This window comes from Janthinobacterium sp. BJB304, assembly GCF_002735765.1.
Classification (GTDB): domain Bacteria; phylum Pseudomonadota; class Gammaproteobacteria; order Burkholderiales; family Burkholderiaceae_D; genus Janthinobacterium.
Window position 1 is genome coordinate 1 of the sequence record NZ_PDZN01000042.1, and the last position, 17,932, is coordinate 17,932.

The following is a 17,932-nucleotide window of genomic DNA, read 5'->3' on the forward strand; positions in this document are numbered from 1 at the left end:
AGCGGCACGGATTATGTCACGCGAAGGCGGCTCGTCCGGACCATGCACGATCCGTTGCGCCTGTGTTCCCCTTTAAACTCCCCGTGTAATGCACGGTAACTAGACTGGACTTGCCATCTGAGCTGTGGCGGTATCAGCGCGGCAATGACACGGCCAAGGTGTTCTCGACGCGCTTCAATAACTATGGTTATTTGGCGCGCCTGGAGCGTGGCCCATTGGTGTTGTGGCAGGCGACGCAGCAAGATGCGTCTAACCGCGCGGTGAAATCAGCACTGGGCAACGGTTTGCTTCAGTCGCAAAGCTATAACGCCTACACTGGCAGGCTGGAACATGGTGCGGTGACGTTGGCCAGTGGGGCTGCCCGACTTCAAGAGAATTATCTTTACGATGTGCTTGGCAACGTTAAAGAACGCAGCCAGTATTGGGATGTAGGCGGTTTCCAGGAAAGCTTTGAATATGATGGCTTGAACCGCCTGTCCAGCAGCCAGGTGCTGGGCAAAGCGGCGCAGCAGTTTACCTATGATGCGGCAGGCAACATCTTGAGTAAGACAGGCGTTGGTACCTACATGTATCCGGCAGGCGCCAATGCTGTGCGGCCGCATGCGGTCCAAAGCGTGAGCGGAATTTCAGGAACCTTCGGTTACGACAACAATGGCAACTTGGTGAGTGCTGCCGGCAAGACGGTGACATGGACCAGTTTTGACATGCCGTTGACCATCACGAAGGGGGCGGCAAACGCCACCTTCTACTATGGTCCCGAGCACCAGCGCTTGCGCCAGCTGCGTGGCGAGGGCAACGTTATCTATGCAGGTGTGCAGGAGGTGGAACCGAGTGCGAGTGGTGGCGTCAAGGTAAAAACCTATTGGCCAGGTGGCGTCGGCATGGAAGTTGACGAAGCGGGCGTGACGAAACTACACTGGTCGCACGTCGATCGTCTTGGTAGCTTGATTGCTTACACGGGCGAAGACGGCGCGATCCGTGTGGACGGTAGACTTGAGTACGATGCCTGGGGCAAGCGGCGCAGTGTGGCCGATCATGTCAGTGTCGATGACAGTATCGATGGCAAGATTGACAATCGCGGCTTCACCGGACACGAGATGCTGGACCCGTTGGATCTGGTGCACATGAATGGGCGCGTGTACGATCCGTTGCTGGGCAAGTTTATGTCAGCTGATCCGGTGATCCAGGATCCTATGAATGGACAGAACTATAACCGTTATAGTTATGTGCTGAATAATCCGACCAACTTGACTGATCCTACGGGATTCCGGTTTGAAGGATATACCACCGGATCGAATATCTACAAAAAAGATGCATCCTATATTGATGGCTTGGTGGACACTGGGAACCTGTCATTCTCGGACGCCAATGCCATTAAAGATGGTATAAATAGTGCTGCGGGCAGACCGGCTTTGGCAAACGCGGGTACTCGTTCGGAAGGGGAAAGCAAAGGTTCGGCAAACACCTCACCTAGGGGGGGATTTTCACCCAACTGAAGGATGGTTATACCGGCGATAATCTAAGCGTGATGTGGTCCGAAACTGGCGCTGAGCAAGTTGGCCGCTATGTTCGAAATGTTGTTGGTTTTGGCATCAACCTACTGCCGGGCTCATCATTGCCCGAGGTAGGGGCTGAAGCGGGTATGGGAAATTACGGTACAGCCGCAATACTAGCGGCCACTGAACTGTTAGGTCCACTTGGCTCTGAGTTGCGGTCAGCTCGTGCTCTCGAGAAGACTGTGGCCGGGGAAGCAAAAGGAGTTACCGCTATTGGCCGTATGGAAGATCTGCAGCGAGTTGCCAATGAGTCCGGAACTGATAGCTGGGCTAAGTCTGGCCGCCTACCTGGACCAGGTGAAAAGCCTGTAACGTGGACTGAAAACAGAAAGTGGTTACAGGACCGAATTGATAGGGGTGACAGCTTTATTATTCTTACAAACCCTTCCAGTCTTCCATCCGTTAGAGGAGGTTATGTGCCGGGTAGTCCCAACGGCTATTTTACTGCGCGCGAACTGCAATACTTGAACCAGCAGGGTATCAAACCGAAGTACGTTCCGGGGAACTGATATGAGCAATGAAGGTTACGAGATTTATGAGCCTGAGGTTTTGGGCGATTGGCTTGGGGTAGTTAACAATCAGGCTGCATTGGTGGGATTTTTAATGTGGCTTGTTGAAGAACTCAAGCCTCTTCTCCTGGCGAAATTTCCTAAGCTATCTCTCGAAGTGATCAAGGTCGAATACCTTGGTACCTACCCTGCATTGGGGATAAAGAATAGTGCGGATTACGCCGCAGTGGATGTTGCTGTTTTCATGGAATCCGCTATTGGTGAAATTCTTCAGAGAACTTCTGTCAGTGTATTTCTGGAATTCCTGTTCGGTAGCGATGTTGACTGGAGTGAGGTGGCTAACCGAATGCTAAACCGTGATTTGGATTAAGTTCGGCAAACAATGTAGTGAGAAGCAATGAAATCATGAGGGTGGCAATTCCAGGGCAAGTGCAGTGGGATGATGCTCGGACTGATTTTGCGAATGGAAATTATGGGGGAGCGTTATTACACACAGGGCTGATGGTCGGTGAGCAGGTGATGACTGCTATTACCTTTGGTATAGGTCAGGGTGGTCGTGCCGTCACACAAACAGCTTTGTCAGCAAAGGAGGCGGGGGCGCTTTCTGAAGGCTTACAAGCCAATCTACTCCCTAAAGTGAAAGAGGTGGAGAGGTTTGGGCCATATCATCGACTTGGTGATTCACCTTCAGAAATTAAAGCAATTCAAGAGTCAGGTGAATTAATTGGTAATCCGGCGAGAAACTATATGCCATCACCTTGGGCAAAAGTAAAAGCCTATGATGGACCGTTGCCACAAGGTCGGCAAGGCTTTGAGTTTTATACGAACGTGAAGCCAGATGTGGGGCATGTCCCGGGACAACCTGTTTGGATGGCGCCGCGGCCGGGTGTGGTGGAGCGAAACGGGCAGGCTGTGATATCTTGCAGCATAGTTAGGATTGGATGCTAAAGCATGGAACATGAGACATTTTTTGATTGGCCTAGTGGTGACTGTAAACCAGTGCTCGCTACACAGCGATCCCCTGAGTATTTAGTAAGTAAGTTTGGGGGCTCCACGTTTAGAGACAGGGATGATTTGGACTGGTTTGATGGTGCTCATCTGAATATTGATGGGCTGGGGCCTGTTTTGATAATGAAACATGACAATAATCCTCAGAAATTGACGGCGTTGTACGTTGACATTGGTTGCGACCTGTTATTTAGCGAGGCAATCCTAATTCAATATTTTCAACTGTCGGGCGATGACATAGCCTGGCGATTGAGTATCGAGTTAAACACGTCCGCAGGGAGCTAGGATCAGTTCTGACGAACGCATACAAGTTGGACACGGCTCGGGGGCCGTGGTCAGAACCAACAAGCATTCGGGCGCGAGTTGTTCTGTATGTAGGTTTGTGGTAAACGGCATCTCCAGCACCTACCAAACGGCTACCGCCTGTAAATATCAAATTATTGCAACAAATTTCACTCTCTTTCAGAGAATTTCACCTTATTGCAGGCGGTTGCAGATTTTTTCGCCAAATTTCACTAATTTGCAGAACCGACTAGAAACCGTGATTTGATACGCTTTTTAGTGACGGTTTAAAAACTTCATAGCAACTTTCAGGTCAAAGCATCTTTGATGTTTTGGAGTGATTGACGATGTGGACGCAAGAGAATCGAAGCCGGCATCAGCAGGTGAGGACGGCACTCAAACGTGGCTATCCCACAGATGTGAAAGATGAAGAGTGGCGTCTGATCGCACCGCTGCTGCCAAGGCAAGCGAAGACGGGAAGACCTCGCAAGACAGATTTGCGCACGGTGATCAATGCGCTGCGTTACATGGTACGGTCCGGATTCGAGTGGCGCATGCTGCCCAATGATTTCCCGCCGTATCAGACGGTTTATTACTGGTTTCGGCGGCTGATGCGGCGCATGCTGTTTCGTACCATTCATGACTTGGCGCTGATGCTCGATCGTATGTGCAATGAACGGGAGGTGCTGCCGAGTGCTGGTGTTGTCGATAGCCAGAGCGTGAAAGCGCCAGGGGCACGAACGAGAGGCTATGACGCCCACAAGAAACTCAGCGGGCGCAAACGCCATATCGCGGTCGACACGGACGGTCGCTTGCTGGCGATGAACCTGACGCCGGCCGATATCGCCGACTCCACTGGTGCTCAGATGGTGCTCGACGGCCTGATTAAACGCTGGCCATGGGTGAAGCATCTGTTTGGGGATGCGGCATATGACCGCAAACAGTTGATGGACAAGGCTGTGTTTCTTGACTTCACGGTGGAGGTCGTGCGGCGCCTGCAAGGGCAGCAAGGTTTCGCTGTTCAGCCCAGGCGCTGGGTGGTCGAGCGAACGTTTGCATGGCTGATGCGTTACCGGCGCCTGGTGCGCGACTACGAGCAGCGCATTGATGTTTCGGAAAATATGATCTACCTGGCCATGGGTTCGTTGCTGCTGCACCGACTAAATTTCCGCTAAGTTATTAAACCGTCACTTAGCAGCGCCAAAACCCACATTAGGGGGTCTCGCTCTTTTACCTGGATAACGCACCCCGCGCATGGCGCGGAAAGCCGCATGGATGCTGGGGTTGCACCGTTGCGGTACGACAGGACGCGGTGGGCTACGCTGATTCGGCAAACAATGGCATAGTTCGCGACGCAATGCTATCGAGTCCAAACCCTGCCGTTGCTCAGGGGGCGGCCTGTGTAGGTCACGAAGGAGCTTGTGCTGCAGCGGGCACTGCCCCTCTCGGTGGTGGCTGGTTAATTGGCACCAAACTCGGGCGGGCAATGTTGGCACTTATTGGACTCGGGTCTGAAGTGCAAGGAATGGCTGAAGGTGTTCCATCTGGTAGGGGTATTGCTGGATTGGAGGCGAAAGGGGCGGCAGCTGCTGCGACTTCGCTTACAGATGATTTGACGGCTGCAGCTCAACGAGCAGCGCAATCAGTTGGCCCCGGTCGCGGGCCAGTCTATGGGACTAAAGTACATTCTGCTTTTGAGCGGGAAGTAAATGCATTAGGAAAAAATGACGTACATACGGGGGTTTCTTACTTGAATGGTCAAATTGTTCCTTATGGTACTAAAGGGTCAGTAAGGCTCGATGTTGTAAATGGCCCAGTTAATTCGCCAAACGCTGTCTACGATCTTAAAACGGGTAGTGCGACTTTAACACCCGCTCGTATTCAACAGATTCAATCACATCTTCCGGGCGGCAACGCTGTTCCGGTTATGGAGATTCGTCCATGAAGTCTAAGGATTTTTCGGCTTTGTCGAAGCAAATGCTTCCCTCAATGCCAGGATTTGTAGCAAAAGGGCCGATGGCAGTACGGTTGCCGATGGAGCTTGCAGTACGAGGAATTTATTTCGAGGGATCAAGCTTCGATACAAAGTCTTTTTATGTTTGGGTATTCTTTTTGCCCCTTTTTGTTCCTGCGACCCACGTGAGTTTTAATCTGGGCCGGCGGCTTCGCGTACCTAATGGTGGTGACCGTTGGAGCACTGATATGCCAAATATGGTGACTGACCTTGAAGCCACAGTGGAGCGAGATGCAAAGCCCTTTTTGTTTAGTCTTGAATCGCCGAAGGACTTAGCGAAAGCTGCAGAGCAGTTTCAAGCACCCGGTGATCCGTATGTACAGCAGGCAATTGCGTATGCTTGGGCGCGGGATGGCGATGTGGCGCGAGCTATTATCGAATTGGAAAAGTTAGTGTCACAGCTGGATTCTCACGTCGGATGGCAGCGTGCGATGCGCGAGAGAGCTGAAGATTTGAGTGCAATGTTATTGGAGAGTCCGAAGCTGGCCAAGGCTCAGCTTGAGGCATGGGAGGCTGAAACGATAAAGTGTTTAGGGCTAGGGAGTTTCAATTAAATTCATCAGGTGGTTGGCAGTGTAGTGGTCAAACCATCCCGGACACTACGTTAAATTTTTCTTCGGCGACGGCCGGTGCCAATCCGTGATTGAACTGATGTGGCCGTATCCAGTTATACCGGTGCAGCAGGTAATGGCTGATGTCCCGTTGTGCTTCCTCTGCCGTCATGTAACCAGTTGACGGGGTAATCCCCCCTTTTTAGAGCGCTCTAAAAGCAGAGGTTAAGCGGCCAAGGCAAGCTTCTGTTTTGGCGTGATACCGTCAGGTGCCATGTCGCGCCGGCCGTGGTGGCAAGTCCACCGCCAGCGCGCAAAGTCCCCAATCTGGCCGAGCGCACGAAGCAGATGACGGGCTAGTTTATCGTAGCCAACTGTGCCGCTATAGCGCGCAAAAGCAGGCGTTCTGCTGCTGCCTCGATCGGATAAACCATCCTTCGCCGGCAGCTATAGCCAGGGAAGGCCTGCTTTTGCTGGCGCGCGGCATGAGTCGCTGCAGGGCAGGGGAGATCGACAGGTCAGACCGATCTCGGCGTTGGAGCAGGCAGCTATGAGATCGCGCACTAGGAGTTTGGCAGCACGCTCAGGCTCCTAATACCATCCATCGGTTGTTCATCGTCCGAGAACCATGGATGAGGAGAGTCTAAGTTGCTGGTGGCGATTCACCCCGTGGAGAATAAGTTGGCGCCGCCTCGACCTGGAGATGTTCTACGAGTGCATGAATCGCATGCCGCAGTGTTTCCCCGCAAACGGGATCATTCGCGATGGTAGCTGGATCGGTCTGCTTGCCCAGCAAGTGAAGCGTCGCACAAGCATCGTGGATGATCGTTGCCGACATCGTTTCCAGGACCAGTTTCAAGGCGGCTTGCGCAGCGGATGCTCTGGGCGAGGTATTGAACAGTGCGATGGGCTTTCCCGGGAAATCCGGGCTGCCTACGAGCCAATCGAGCATGTTCTTGAAAGATCCTGGTATCCCGCGCGCGTATTCGGGGCAGGCAATCAGGAGGCCGTCCGCCTTACCTACGCGGCTGCGCAAGTCGACGATGCTCTGCGGAAGGTTGGCATCGAGGTCCGGAGTAAAGTGAGGTAACTCGCCAATCGCATCGTAATGTTCGATTACAACACCTGGCGGCGCCAGCAGGCCAGCCGCAATGAGTGTGTGCGTATTGGACGACGCTGTGCGTAAGCTACCAGAAAAGGAAAGAAGAAGCATCTGATTGAACCGTGATGAATAGGGTGTGTAGTATGTCATTTCTGGCAGATATGCGGCCTTATGCCATTCGTGCTGTGGCAGATATCTGCTGCAGGCTATGGCTTGTGGCGGCAGGTTGGCGCAGGTGCAGTCAGGGTAGGCGCTGAGCGGGTCAGGTGAGAGAAACCAACTCTTGAAGATGCGCATAGCCTGCTGCCTGTGCGAAGTTGGGCAGTCGCCATATGGTGTCGTTGACGCCCCAGGTGCCGTCGACGACATTATGTAGTATGACGGATGTCGCCAACTGCCGTTTCTCGGTCGCTGGCAGAGACTGCTTGAACGCCGCGTGGACCAAATCGACATACATGGCCTGGGACGCATCGTCCAGGACGCCAGCTGGAACGTAAATTACGGCAAGGCAGGGCAGCAATTTTGCGCTCATGTCGCTTGCGCCGCAGGTCCACGCGCCAGGCTCCACTTCGTCGATGATCACCCAGCACATCGACCGTTTCCGCGGGTCGTCGGGAATTTGCTCCGCGATCGCTGCAGCATCGTTGAGCTTTTGTACGAGGACGGCGCGGTGTTCAGTGGGAAATGCACCCTTTGGTATCTTGACGAGAATGTTAGGCACGGTCAGCTTTTCTGTGAGTGAATCGGAGCTTGTATTACAACGCCGATTGACGCAGAATCACAGTGTCTGTTTTGACATATTTCGAGCTTCTTCAGCCAATGAATGATTTCACGGTTCTGGTCTTGCCAGGCGCCTTTGCGTCAAGTGTCGCGCTGACCCTCGATATTTTATCGGCCGCAGCGTCGTTAGCGGCGACGGCTGCTTGCGCCACACCGCGATGGCGCGTGGTCACCACGCAGGGCACTGTCCAGCTTAGCCACGGCATGACCATTGACGCTAAGATTCTGCCGAAAACCGCTCGTCCGGATGGTTCTACCTGGGTCATTCCCGGCCTCGGCCTGGAGAGTCCGCCCGCCATCAAGGAGCGCCTGGCGCAGCCCGATGCGTTGCGCGCCATGCAGGCCTTGCAAGCGCATGCGCAAGCAGGCGGTACCGTGGCAGCGTCGTGCTCGGCCGTTTTTCTGCTGCAATCAGCAGGTCTCCTGGCGGGACGACGGGCCACCACCACATGGTGGCTGGCGCCGCTATTGCAGCAGATGGAGCCGCGCTGCGCGGTCGATGCCGACCGCATGGTGATACGCGATGGAACACTCGTGACCGCCGGAGCGGCGCTCGCCCAGACCGATTTGATGCTGCACCTGTTGAGCACGCAATTCAGCCCGGCGCTCGCCGACGCCGTATCGCGCGCGCTGTTGATTGATGGCAGACAATCCCAGGCACAATTCATCGTTCCCGCCATGCTCGCCAATGGCAATGCACTGATCGCGAAGCTGGTGGCGCGTTTCGAGTCCGCGTTGCCCAATCCGCCCGGCGTTGCAGCGTTGGCGGCGGAATTTTGCATGTCCGAGCGCACGCTCTCTCGGCACGTACGAGCCGCCACGGGGCGCAGTACGTCGGCTTTACTGCAGAGCGTACGGCTCAACAAGGCACGCATGCTGCTCGAAACGAGCAAGTTGACGGTCGAGCAGGTGGCTGAACGCGTGGGCTATGTCGATACGAGCGCACTTCGGCGCCTGATGCGCAAGGTCACAGGAGTGACGCCGCGGCAATTTCGGCCGGCAGTTTCGCCACCAATGTAACGAACCAAGCAACTCAGCGGGAGCGGGGCAATCTGCGCACCGCAATCAGGCTACCGGAATACTCAACCTCAAAGCAGACTTGGCAACTTTCTCTTCACAACCTGCCAGATGTAGCGCGCAAAGGTTACATCTCCGGCCGTAGTGCGCACAGAAGACTTCACAAAAGACGACAGGCTGCGAGGTTACCCCGACAATTCGACGCGATATGCGGATGCCTTTCGCATCTGCCAAAGCATCCAGACGATACCCAGACCCACCGCAATAGCGCCGACCCACGCCGTACCCGTCAGACCCATCGCTTCCAGGCTGGCGCCTCCCAGCAGCGAACCTAGTGCAATGCCGCCGTTGAAGCCTGCGATATTTAGGCCAGCCGCGACTGCCGGCACTTGTGGCGCGTGGACGTGTGACAGCCCGATTACCAGGATCACGCTTGGCATCATTGTTCCTGGTCGACGACGGTGCTGCGATCAATGTCGCGTCGACGATGGTTTCTTGGCTTCGTCTAGTATCCATTGAGCAAACGCTTTTATTGGCTCCCCGCTTAATCCGATCGACTCAGGAAGGACGAGACAGAAGGTTTTGGAAATTATTTTTCCCTCTGGCCATGGAGCGACCAACCGTCCTTGAGCAAGTTCGGTTTCAACGTAGAGGCGCGGTACTAACGCAACACCGAGGCCAGCCAACGCTGCTTCGATCAACATCGCATGAAGATCGTAGCGTGCACCAATCGCTGGATTGGTCAGAGGGATTCCAGTTTCTTGGGAGTAGCGTTGCCAAGCTTCGGGGTTCTGTCGCCGGTGCAGGCGCGGTAGGTTATCCAGTACGGTTGTGCCTTCGTCTCCTGTCAGAATTTCTGGATGGCAAATCGGAACCAACACCTCATCCAAAAGGTGGTGAGTCCTCATTCCCGTCCAGGCCGGATGCTCGAAATGGATTGCAGCATCGAACCCGCTGCCGGCAAGGACGAAGGGTTCCATGCGTTCGGCAAGATGCACAGTGATGTTCGGATGTTTCTGCTGGAATTGTGACAAGCGAGGAATGAGCCACCGCATCGCGAAAGTCGGGATGACGGCAATGTCGAGGCTTGCACCATCGACTGGCTGTCCCATCAGGTACTGGCTGTCTCGCTCCAGCCGGTCGAGCGACTCGCGCACTTGCGCCGCATAGCGCTCCCCGTTGGGCAACAGCCGGACGCGATTTCCGACTCGCTCAAACAACATAACGCCGAGAAAGGCTTCCAGTCGGCCAATCTGACGGCTGATGGCCCCTTCCGTCAGTGACAACTCCGCCGCCGCTCGGGCGAAACTGCCATGGCGGGCGGCGGCCTCGAATGCCATCAGTGCAGCGTTGCTGGGGATCTTCCTGCGCATGAGAGTTCCTGATACAGAGCAAGGCATTGGCTCACCTTGATTCTTAATCATGGAAGCATACCAAAAAATCGATTTATATGGCGAGATTCAGGTCGCATAATGACTGAACATCAACAAGGAACTCCGGCGCGCAACGCTTCCGGTCACGAATGATCTTATGATTTATACAGTCGAATGCAGCTTTGCCGATCCAGCCAGTGAAGCAGAGTGGAATCATTTCTACAGTCTGGAAAAACTGCCCGCGCTCATTTCAGTGAGCGGGTTCCATACCTCGCAGCGCTTCAAGGCCTTGAGTGCCGGATGCCCTGTCTACCTCGCCATGCATACGATCGACGATCTCGATGTACTTCATGGGGATGAGTATCGCCGGAAAGGCGGTGGCAATTTCGCGCGCTGGCAGCAGCACATCAGCGACTGGCACCGCAATATCTATGGCGGCCTTGACCGCGCACCTGCCATCGGTCAAGACGAACATCTGGTGACGAGTACAGTCGGCTCGGAGCCGCTCATCGAAATGGGCCTCATTCCTTATCGGATGCAAGCTGTCGCATTGGAAAGGTTCCCTGAACATCGATGGATGGCGAAGATGGGGGGCACCATTGACCTCCACATGGAATCTCTTCCGAAGGGCGTCCATCTGTATGCGCCTATGACCGGCCAATTGACGAATGGCAGTGACATCGCTCTCCAACTCTCGCGGTAGAGCCACATGCCCAACGTTACGATTTTCATACCAAGCAAAAAGATGCCGTCAGATGGAAATCTGGCGGAACTCACCGATCAATGCACCCAACTTTGCACAGGGATGCTTCAAGCTGCGCTGGCGAACGTACACATCATCTATGTTGGTGTCCGTCATGGCCGGGGGAATCATCAGGCATATGCAGAAATCAAATACCGCCTTGAACCGTTTAGGACGAAACCCGTCATGGATTTCTTTATGGAAAAACTGGATGGCATCATCAAAGGAAATACCGGCCTTACTGCACGCATCCGTTGCTTTGGCTACGCGGCCCCGGCCATTCATGCACGCAACTGAATATTAGTGAGGAATTCGCCAATGGATCACATACAATTTCCAAGCCAACAGATTGGAGAGTTTTCGATCACGGCCATCAGTGACGGATACCTTTCTGCCAGTCTCGATTTACTCTCCAATATCGATTTGTTGGATGCGTCAAAGTTGCAGCAAGACGCAGGTGTGAAGGACCCGTCTTCCATTCATATCAATTGCTATTTGGTTCGCGGCCGGGGCCGCACAATTTTGATTGATGCAGGTGCAGGGGGATTCAAGCAATGGGGCGGCAAGCTAAAAGTTAATCTTGCACTTGCTGGTGTACAACCCTCCGACATCGACACGATTCTTCTGACACATGCACATCCCGATCACGTCGGGGGGCTGCTTGATTCGTCAGGAGAAGCAGCTTTTCCCGATGCGGAGTTAGTGATCCACCAGCATGAGGTTTCTTTCTGGGAAGACGATAGTAATCTCAGCCGAGCCAGTGAGCGTGCTCGCGGAAACTTTCTGTTTGTTCGGAAGGTGTTTGACCAGTATAGGGAGAAAATGCGCCTGTTTACCGATAATGAAGTTCTCCCAGGTATTAGTGCCATGCCCCTACTGGGGCATACCGCAGGGCATTCTGGTTATCGCATCGAATCCGCTGATCGTAGCCTGTTGATCTGGGGGGATATTGTTCATTTCCCTCAAATCCAGATTGCGCGTCCCCACGTATCCATTGCATTCGACCAAGATCCGCTGCTTTCGGCCAAAACACGTTCAAAACTGCTGGATGTGGTCAGCTCGGACAACATCCTCATCGCCGGCATGCACCTTGGCGAACTCGGCTTCGCGCACATCCAACGCAAAGGCAATCTCTACAGGATAGTCTACGAAGCTTAGCGGCCAGTAAAGTTGCCTGTGATGCGCCAACCGCAGGGAATGAGGTGAATGACTCCACGACGCTTGCTACTCGCAATCACCGAAATGCTAGGCAAGGTCGACGTGCGCGCTGAAGAGCCGATCATCCGGCGACGCGACCGGACGCCGACCATCGTTTTGGCGTGATGCCATGACGTGCCAGGCCGCGCCGGCCGTGGTGGCAAGTCCACCTCCAGCGCGCAAAGTCCCCGATCTGGCCGAGCGCACGAAGCAGATGACCGGCTAGTTTATCGTAGCCAACTGTGCCGAGGTAGCGCTCAGAAGCAGGCGCTCTGCTGTTGCTTCGGTCAGCTATGCCATCCTTCGCCCGTAGTTATGACTAGGGATGGCCTGCTTTGCTAGCACGCGGCATGAGTCTCAGCAGGGCAGGGGGGATAGACAGCTCAGAACCGATCTCGTCGTTGGATCGGGCCACAACGAGATCGCACGCCAAGCGCCTGGCAGAATACCCAGGCCTCAACACGATCCATCGGTTTTCATCTTTCAAGAACCATGGATCGGGAGAGCCTAAGCTACTGATGACGATTCAGTCCAAAAATGCCCGGTTCGCTCAGTAGTGAGGCGTCTCGCGGCCGGAGACGCCATGCGGTGTCTACATTGGCACAGTCTTTCAGAGGCGGTACAGACTGCCGGAGCCAACGCTGTCCACCGGCGTGCCGTCCGTGCAGCCGGCCATCGGCAAACCCTGTGCCCATCCTGCTGCCAAGGCATACACGTCACGCAAGGGATCGGACGCCTTGGCGCGTTCATTGCGAATGCGGCAGGTTTCAGGATCAGTGGCAAACAGCCCGCGCGCGAAAACGCGACCCTGCTCGGCCAGCTTCGCGGTCTTCGGCCCGCGGAGCTCCGCGAAGCGCAGCAAGGCTTCATCGAGGCAGCCGTCCGTCCCAACCAGACACCGAGCCAGATGCCAGGCGTCTTCCAGCGCCTGACAGGCGCCCTGGCCAGATGTCGGCAACGGCGCGTGCGCCGCATCCCCCACGAGCAGCACATTCGCCCGGCTCCACGTGTGCAGCGGCTCTAGGTCGTGCACGGCGATCAGTCGGACGGCATGCGCCGGTGTCGCCTGAATGATGCGGGTGACAGGCTCCGGCCATCCCGCGAACAGATCCTCAATCTCCTTACGCATATCCGCTACGGGCACCGCCCCCGGCAATGGCCGTGCCTGCGCCGCCGCCCAGTAGACCAAATCCGGCCGGACCGCCACGCAACCGAAGCGATCACCCGAGCCCCAATAATCCCGAATCGCGATATCGCCCACTAATGCACGCTCCCCCTGCGCCACACCCACCCAGTTCACGAAGCCCTGATAAACTGGCGTGTTGTCCCCCGCGACGAACCGGCGTGCCACCGAGTCCATGCGGCCATCGGCGCCGATAAGCAGATCCGGACGAATGCTTACCCCGTTTTCGAACCGCGCCACGGCTTTACCGCTAGCATCGAGGTCGATCGCCACCGCCCGATGTCCGAATTCAACCGGGATCCCGGCCTGTGCCGCATGATCCAGCAGTACCGCCTGCAAGTCCCGGCGCAAAATCGTATGGGTCGGATGTCCCATAATCTGGTCTAGCAGCGCAATATCGATGCCCCCCAAAGAATTGCCCGCGGCATCCTGACGGTGCATGGCCACTGGCCGGCCTCCCACTGCAGCTATGTCTTGCAGCAGCCCGAGTTCCTCTAGCACAAAGCCGGCGTTGGGCCAGAGCGTAACGCCAGCCCCCATCGTCGCAGGCCCCGTCCGGCGCTCATATACCCGGGGACTGTACCCCCGCTTGCTCAATGCAAGCGCCACGCTCAACCCTGCAATGCCGCCGCCAAGTATTCCGATTTCCATGCTGAAGCTCTCCTATTCAATCCGTCCCGATGCGCCGCCGGCGGCGATCCATCGGACGAGACGGCATCTTAGATTCCGCCACTGTGGAACACTAGTATGTGAAAATGGGCAGCTTTCATACTTTAATCGGGATAATCATGCGCAATGCCCTCGACCTGAATACCGTCCGTGTCTACGTGGCGGTCGTCGATGAACAAAGCTTTGCCGGCGCGGCCCGCCTGCTGACCCTGCCATCTTCTAACGTCAGCCGCCATGTCGCCTCGCTGGAACGCATGCTGGGCGTCCGCTTGCTGGAACGCAGCACCCGTCACCTTCGCATGACGGAAGCTGGCAGGCTACTCTACGAACGCGCAAAACCCTTGCTCGACGCCTTACTCTCCACTGAGGAAGAGCTTGGCGCAGTGCAGCGTGAACTTCGTGGCCCCCTAAGGATGTGCATGCCAGGCGAAGCGCCAAGGCTGCTAGCTCCTATCCTGGCCGAATTCTGTAGCCTCCATCCCGGCATCGAACTGGAATGTGACACGCGCCTGACCGGTCTGGAAGCTCTCCGAGAAGACATGGATCTGTCCATCGTCTTCCATCGTGGGCGCCAGGATGACAGTACCTTCATCACCCGCGAACTCGCTACGCTGCCCAGCATCGTGGTTGCGGCGCCCGCCTTGCTAGCCAAAACTGGAATACCACGGCAAGTGCGCGAACTTAGGTCATTGCCTTGCATTACCACCTTGAGCGCGTTAAAGGGCCAGCCCTGGCAGTTTCTCGACGCCACAGGCGAAATCGTGAAGGTGTCTGTGCGTAGCCGCTATCGTGTTAACAGCGGCGAACTGGCATTGGCGGGCGCGCGGCAAGGCATCGGCTTCGCGATAGTGGCTGCCTATCCATGCCAGGAAGATATTGCCGCGGGCCGATTGCAGGAAGTGCCGCTGGACCTGTGCCCTGCGCCGCTGCAATTGCTTGGCGTGTACAGCCATCGGCATTCCGTGACTGCCCGGGTTCGGGCTTTACTGGAATTGATACAGGTGCGGTTGGAAGGAGTCGGGAGCGGCTCAAGATGAAAATCGAATTGAGGAACGCGCCCGAATAGCCGAATGTCTGCTCCGCAACTGCGGACTCAATCGATCAACGGAACACTTTAACTTAAATGCATCATTGCAGAATGGAATGATGAGAAAAAGAGCTCGATTCGATTGAGCCGCGCCCCGCGAAACCCGGGATTGACGTTGAGGTTTAGCCACGGAAGCGTGCATGGAGAACTTCACCGAAGCTCAGGCAGCTCTTGCTTGAGAGCGGCATGAGTCTCTGCAGGGCAGGGGAGATAGACCCAGACCCGCTCTCGTCGTTGGATCAGGCAGCTACGAGGTCGCGCACCCGGTGCTTCGCAGGACACCTAAGCCTCAACACGATTCATCGGTTTTTCATCCTTCAAGAACCATGGATCAGGAAAGTCTAAGCTACTGGCGGCGATTCAACGGTACCGTCCGCTTCCGCCCCGAAGCAGCCATTCGAAAACAGAGATAGACACCATCAACAAGTATTGATAAAAGCGTGTTTCAATCTGAGCTGTGCCGTCTTTCGAGCGTTACCGGAAAGCGCCAGGGCTCTAGCACTGGTCAGCTTATTTACGGAGCGAGTTGGACTGCCATGATGCTGAGACAATTCTTATCTGAAATAATCTTAAAGTGAGCGGCCTCGTGCGCGGCCTTCGATGCGTCGGTTGGATGTCCGTATTGATCATTATCTCCTGCGGAGAAAAACGCGATCGACTTGTCGGCGGTGTGTGGCGGGAAGACGTTTTTTGCACTTGCTTCGTCTCCGTGGTGGGGGACAACGATTGCTGTATAACGCCCGTCCTTGAGTTGGCGAATGGCGGTTTTCGTGTCCTGCCCCATGTCCTTATAGACATAATCTCCCGATTGGAGTACCAAGTGTTCTTTCTTACCGCATTCGTAAACCGCCACTAGGCAGTTGCTATTGTCATCTTTAGATTTTGGATCGCTTCGCAGTATCCTGAGGGTTCCACCATCCGATAGCTGGTAAGTGAATTCGTTACTTAGCTCGGTCACTTTAGATTTTACGGCCTTATCTTTAAGTGCTAACGTGAACTCTTTCGCATCATGGGGAATGTAGATGGTACGAATTTGATCACGCAAAACGCTGTCCCAAGCAACCAGACTCCAATGGTCTCGATCAGCGTGGGAAAGCACCATGTCCACCTGCTTTAGGCCCTTTAGCTTGTCACGCAGCTGATTAATCATCGCAGGGCACTTCTTAAGATAGTCGGGTCGTTTGACTGGTGTCCCGGCGCCGGCATCCAGCAGAATCCCATGTTCTTTGCCATCGCTGAGCAAAGAGCACATTCCTTGACCAACGTGGAAGGTCCATAATGTCCACGCGGCACCGGTTCCGAAATCCATGCCGCTGGCGGTGGTGGTGGCGAACCCCAATGCAGTGATATCAGCGACCGGGTCGGATGTGCCAAGGAGGGGCTTGGTCGGTGAGGTTGACGCGACGACATGCGTACAGCTCAACAGGCTGAAGTACCGTGGCGACGCCGCGCTGAAGCTTGGGTAAGCATATCCGTCAGCCTTCTCGCCCTCCCAGGTTACTTTCAGTTCGTACCAGGACTTGTCGCGCTTGTTGATTTTTTTCTGGACAGATTCGGTTATCCATCCCCCCTCTATCAGATCGCAAAACCGCCAGTAACTTAGATCGATGGTCCACGTGATCAAACCTTCTTCATTTGCACGATCTTTCGCGTTGACTGCGGAGAAGCGGACGCAGCGGCCTTTCCGTTGGTATTCTTTGCGTTCCAAATAACTTTCCACTTGCGCGTAAAAAACTTCCTCCTCAGCTATCATATCGCTGCTTGCTGCCATCTTGCCTCCCTGGAAATCGCGGCTGTGTTGATGCTTAATTTTGTGAAATAAGAATATTATCTTTAAAGCAAGGTCGAAAAAAATAATAGTAATAAGCTTAACTCTGCACCTTCAGAGGCAGCGTAAGGCAACGAAATACCATCTATATGCTTTAGCTGCGTCATAACAGCAGCCCTCGCAGGCAAGCATTTCCGCTAAAAATTCTGCCGCGTCAACCGAACCTGCTTCGTCATATTCTTCCAATTAAACTAAAACGGACTTGAATTCGGGAGATTCTTGCTGCTCCGTCAGAGCGCTGATTTTCTCACATAGTTTATCATAGGCCGAGTTATCGATTGACGAATTCATAAGCTCCAAGCGATAAGAACAAAGTCCATTTTGTATGCCCAGGGAAGTTGGGCATCTGAAGGGCAGCTTCTGGCCGGTTGCCGTCGTTGCCAGGTTACGCCCCAAAGCAGACATGGATCTGACGCATTCGACATATGACACCGCAGCCGATTAAACGTCGTGATAAACAACGCCGTATGTGTCGAACATCGCTCCAGCTAGCTCGACCATGCTTAAGCCGCTGCGCTCCCAAAAAAACAGAAAGTACTCCAACTTGTCGTAAGGTGCTTCAGCGTCCATGCCGTGCAGCGCACAAATCGTGGTTCTGATACGCAACACCTCAGGGTCATCCGACATATCGCGTCCTCGGATGGTCTCCCAAAGCCTCACCCTGACAGCTAAGGCTTCGCTATCCGTTGCCGCGCCCTCAAGATATCGTTTAGCAGCCAAAACAGAAGACTGCGCGGTAACGGGTAGACATTCGATCACCCGAGCCAGGGCGTTAACCATAAAGCGTTGAGCATCACCGTGCTCTACCGGATCATCCAGATCAACGGTGGATGAAATAACATCAAAAGGATCACGGTGAGACATGCTGACTTTCTGAGTAAAGCTTAATTGGTCAATTGCCGACTGTCCGTATATGGACTCCTCCTCGTTTGCAAACATTCCGTCTTTGACTTTCAGGTACGACTGCTCACGTATATTCGGTCTCTAACTGCATTGCCCGCTTTCGGGCAAGAACCATAATGGGCTATTCGCGC

General features: G+C 54.7%; 19 protein-coding genes and 1 pseudogene. 12 read left to right on the plus strand and 8 right to left on the minus strand.

What is annotated here, in order from left to right; genetic code table 11:
• Positions 1–110: 110 nt before the first annotated feature.
• From CSQ95_RS28585 to CSQ95_RS29540, 7 genes are all read left to right on the plus strand, one after another.
• Positions 111–1,496, plus strand: a complete 1,386-nt coding sequence (locus CSQ95_RS28585; protein WP_099411961.1) for an RHS repeat domain-containing protein — start codon at positions 111–113, stop codon at positions 1,494–1,496.
• Between the two features lie 29 nt (positions 1,497–1,525).
• On the plus strand, positions 1,526–2,065 hold the full coding sequence (locus CSQ95_RS29525) for a hypothetical protein (protein WP_143450129.1): 540 nt from the start codon (positions 1,526–1,528) through the stop codon (positions 2,063–2,065).
• Position 2,066: 1 nt separating this feature from the next.
• Entirely contained in the window at positions 2,067–2,435 is a 369-nt protein-coding gene (locus CSQ95_RS28590; protein WP_099411962.1) for a hypothetical protein, read from the plus strand.
• Positions 2,436–2,470: 35 nt separating this feature from the next.
• Positions 2,471–3,013, plus strand: coding sequence for a hypothetical protein (locus CSQ95_RS29530; protein ID WP_143450130.1), 543 nt, complete (start codon positions 2,471–2,473; stop codon positions 3,011–3,013).
• Positions 3,014–3,702: 689 nt separating this feature from the next.
• Positions 3,703–4,530 (plus strand): IS5 family transposase, encoded by an 828-nt coding sequence (locus CSQ95_RS28595; protein ID WP_099411963.1) that lies wholly within the window; start codon positions 3,703–3,705, stop codon positions 4,528–4,530.
• A gap of 311 nt (positions 4,531–4,841) precedes the next feature.
• Positions 4,842–5,300, plus strand: a complete 459-nt coding sequence (locus CSQ95_RS29535; protein ID WP_143450131.1) for a hypothetical protein — start codon at positions 4,842–4,844, stop codon at positions 5,298–5,300.
• Complete coding sequence (locus CSQ95_RS29540; RefSeq protein WP_143450132.1) at positions 5,297–5,923, plus strand: hypothetical protein; 627 nt, start codon at positions 5,297–5,299, stop codon at positions 5,921–5,923. Before CSQ95_RS29535 ends, CSQ95_RS29540 begins: the two co-directional genes overlap by 4 nt.
• Positions 5,924–5,951: 28 nt before the next feature.
• Here the strand turns inward: CSQ95_RS29540 and CSQ95_RS28605 are convergent.
• The 3 genes and pseudogenes from CSQ95_RS28605 to CSQ95_RS28615 all read right to left on the minus strand — a co-directional run.
• Positions 5,952–6,107, minus strand: a pseudogene (locus tag CSQ95_RS28605) (IS3 family transposase); the annotation flags it as partial.
• 456 nt (positions 6,108–6,563) lie between these two features.
• Complete coding sequence (locus CSQ95_RS28610; RefSeq protein WP_218963664.1) at positions 6,564–7,319, minus strand: NADPH-dependent FMN reductase; 756 nt, start codon at positions 7,317–7,319, stop codon at positions 6,564–6,566.
• Positions 7,285–7,743, minus strand: coding sequence for a tautomerase (locus CSQ95_RS28615; RefSeq protein WP_099411965.1), 459 nt, complete (start codon positions 7,741–7,743; stop codon positions 7,285–7,287). Before CSQ95_RS28615 ends, CSQ95_RS28610 begins: the two co-directional genes overlap by 35 nt.
• A gap of 62 nt (positions 7,744–7,805) precedes the next feature.
• Here CSQ95_RS28615 and CSQ95_RS28620 point away from each other — a divergent pair, with 62 nt between their 5' ends.
• Positions 7,806–8,822, plus strand: a complete 1,017-nt coding sequence (locus tag CSQ95_RS28620; RefSeq protein ID WP_306532882.1) for a GlxA family transcriptional regulator — start codon at positions 7,806–7,808, stop codon at positions 8,820–8,822.
• Positions 8,823–9,004: 182 nt separating this feature from the next.
• On the opposite strand, the gene CSQ95_RS28625 is transcribed toward CSQ95_RS28620, so the two are convergent.
• Entirely contained in the window at positions 9,005–9,259 is a 255-nt protein-coding gene (locus tag CSQ95_RS28625; RefSeq protein ID WP_218963665.1) for a hypothetical protein, read from the minus strand.
• A 30-nt stretch (positions 9,260–9,289) separates the two neighbouring features.
• Positions 9,290–10,192, minus strand: coding sequence for a LysR substrate-binding domain-containing protein (locus CSQ95_RS28630; protein WP_099411967.1), 903 nt, complete (start codon positions 10,190–10,192; stop codon positions 9,290–9,292).
• A gap of 157 nt (positions 10,193–10,349) precedes the next feature.
• Here CSQ95_RS28630 and CSQ95_RS28635 point away from each other — a divergent pair, with 157 nt between their 5' ends.
• From CSQ95_RS28635 to CSQ95_RS28645, 3 genes are read left to right on the plus strand one after another with little or no spacing between them, the layout of a single operon-like run.
• Positions 10,350–10,895 carry a sugar ABC transporter gene (locus tag CSQ95_RS28635; RefSeq protein ID WP_099411968.1) on the plus strand — a complete coding sequence of 182 codons (546 nt, stop codon included), beginning with the start codon at positions 10,350–10,352 and terminating at the stop codon, positions 10,893–10,895.
• Between the two features lie 6 nt (positions 10,896–10,901).
• Positions 10,902–11,231 (plus strand): hypothetical protein, encoded by a 330-nt coding sequence (locus CSQ95_RS28640; protein ID WP_099411969.1) that lies wholly within the window; start codon positions 10,902–10,904, stop codon positions 11,229–11,231.
• Between the two features lie 21 nt (positions 11,232–11,252).
• Complete coding sequence (locus CSQ95_RS28645; RefSeq protein ID WP_099411970.1) at positions 11,253–12,092, plus strand: MBL fold metallo-hydrolase; 840 nt, start codon at positions 11,253–11,255, stop codon at positions 12,090–12,092.
• Between the two features lie 649 nt (positions 12,093–12,741).
• Here CSQ95_RS28645 and CSQ95_RS28650 read toward each other — a convergent pair.
• Positions 12,742–13,965 carry an FAD-dependent monooxygenase gene (locus CSQ95_RS28650; RefSeq protein WP_099411971.1) on the minus strand — a complete coding sequence of 408 codons (1,224 nt, stop codon included), beginning with the start codon at positions 13,963–13,965 and terminating at the stop codon, positions 12,742–12,744.
• 137 nt (positions 13,966–14,102) lie between these two features.
• On the opposite strand from CSQ95_RS28650, the gene CSQ95_RS28655 reads away from it, so the two are divergent.
• The gene (locus tag CSQ95_RS28655; RefSeq protein ID WP_099411975.1) at positions 14,103–15,020 is read left to right on the plus strand and encodes a LysR family transcriptional regulator; all 918 of its coding nucleotides are present in this window, start codon (positions 14,103–14,105) and stop codon (positions 15,018–15,020) included.
• Between the two features lie 564 nt (positions 15,021–15,584).
• Here CSQ95_RS28655 and CSQ95_RS28660 read toward each other — a convergent pair.
• Both CSQ95_RS28660 and CSQ95_RS28665 read right to left on the minus strand, forming a co-directional pair.
• Complete coding sequence (locus CSQ95_RS28660; RefSeq protein ID WP_143450133.1) at positions 15,585–16,841, minus strand: hypothetical protein; 1,257 nt, start codon at positions 16,839–16,841, stop codon at positions 15,585–15,587.
• A 498-nt stretch (positions 16,842–17,339) separates the two neighbouring features.
• Complete coding sequence (locus CSQ95_RS28665) at positions 17,340–17,762, minus strand: hypothetical protein (protein WP_143450134.1); 423 nt, start codon at positions 17,760–17,762, stop codon at positions 17,340–17,342.
• Positions 17,763–17,932: the final 170 nt, after the last annotated feature.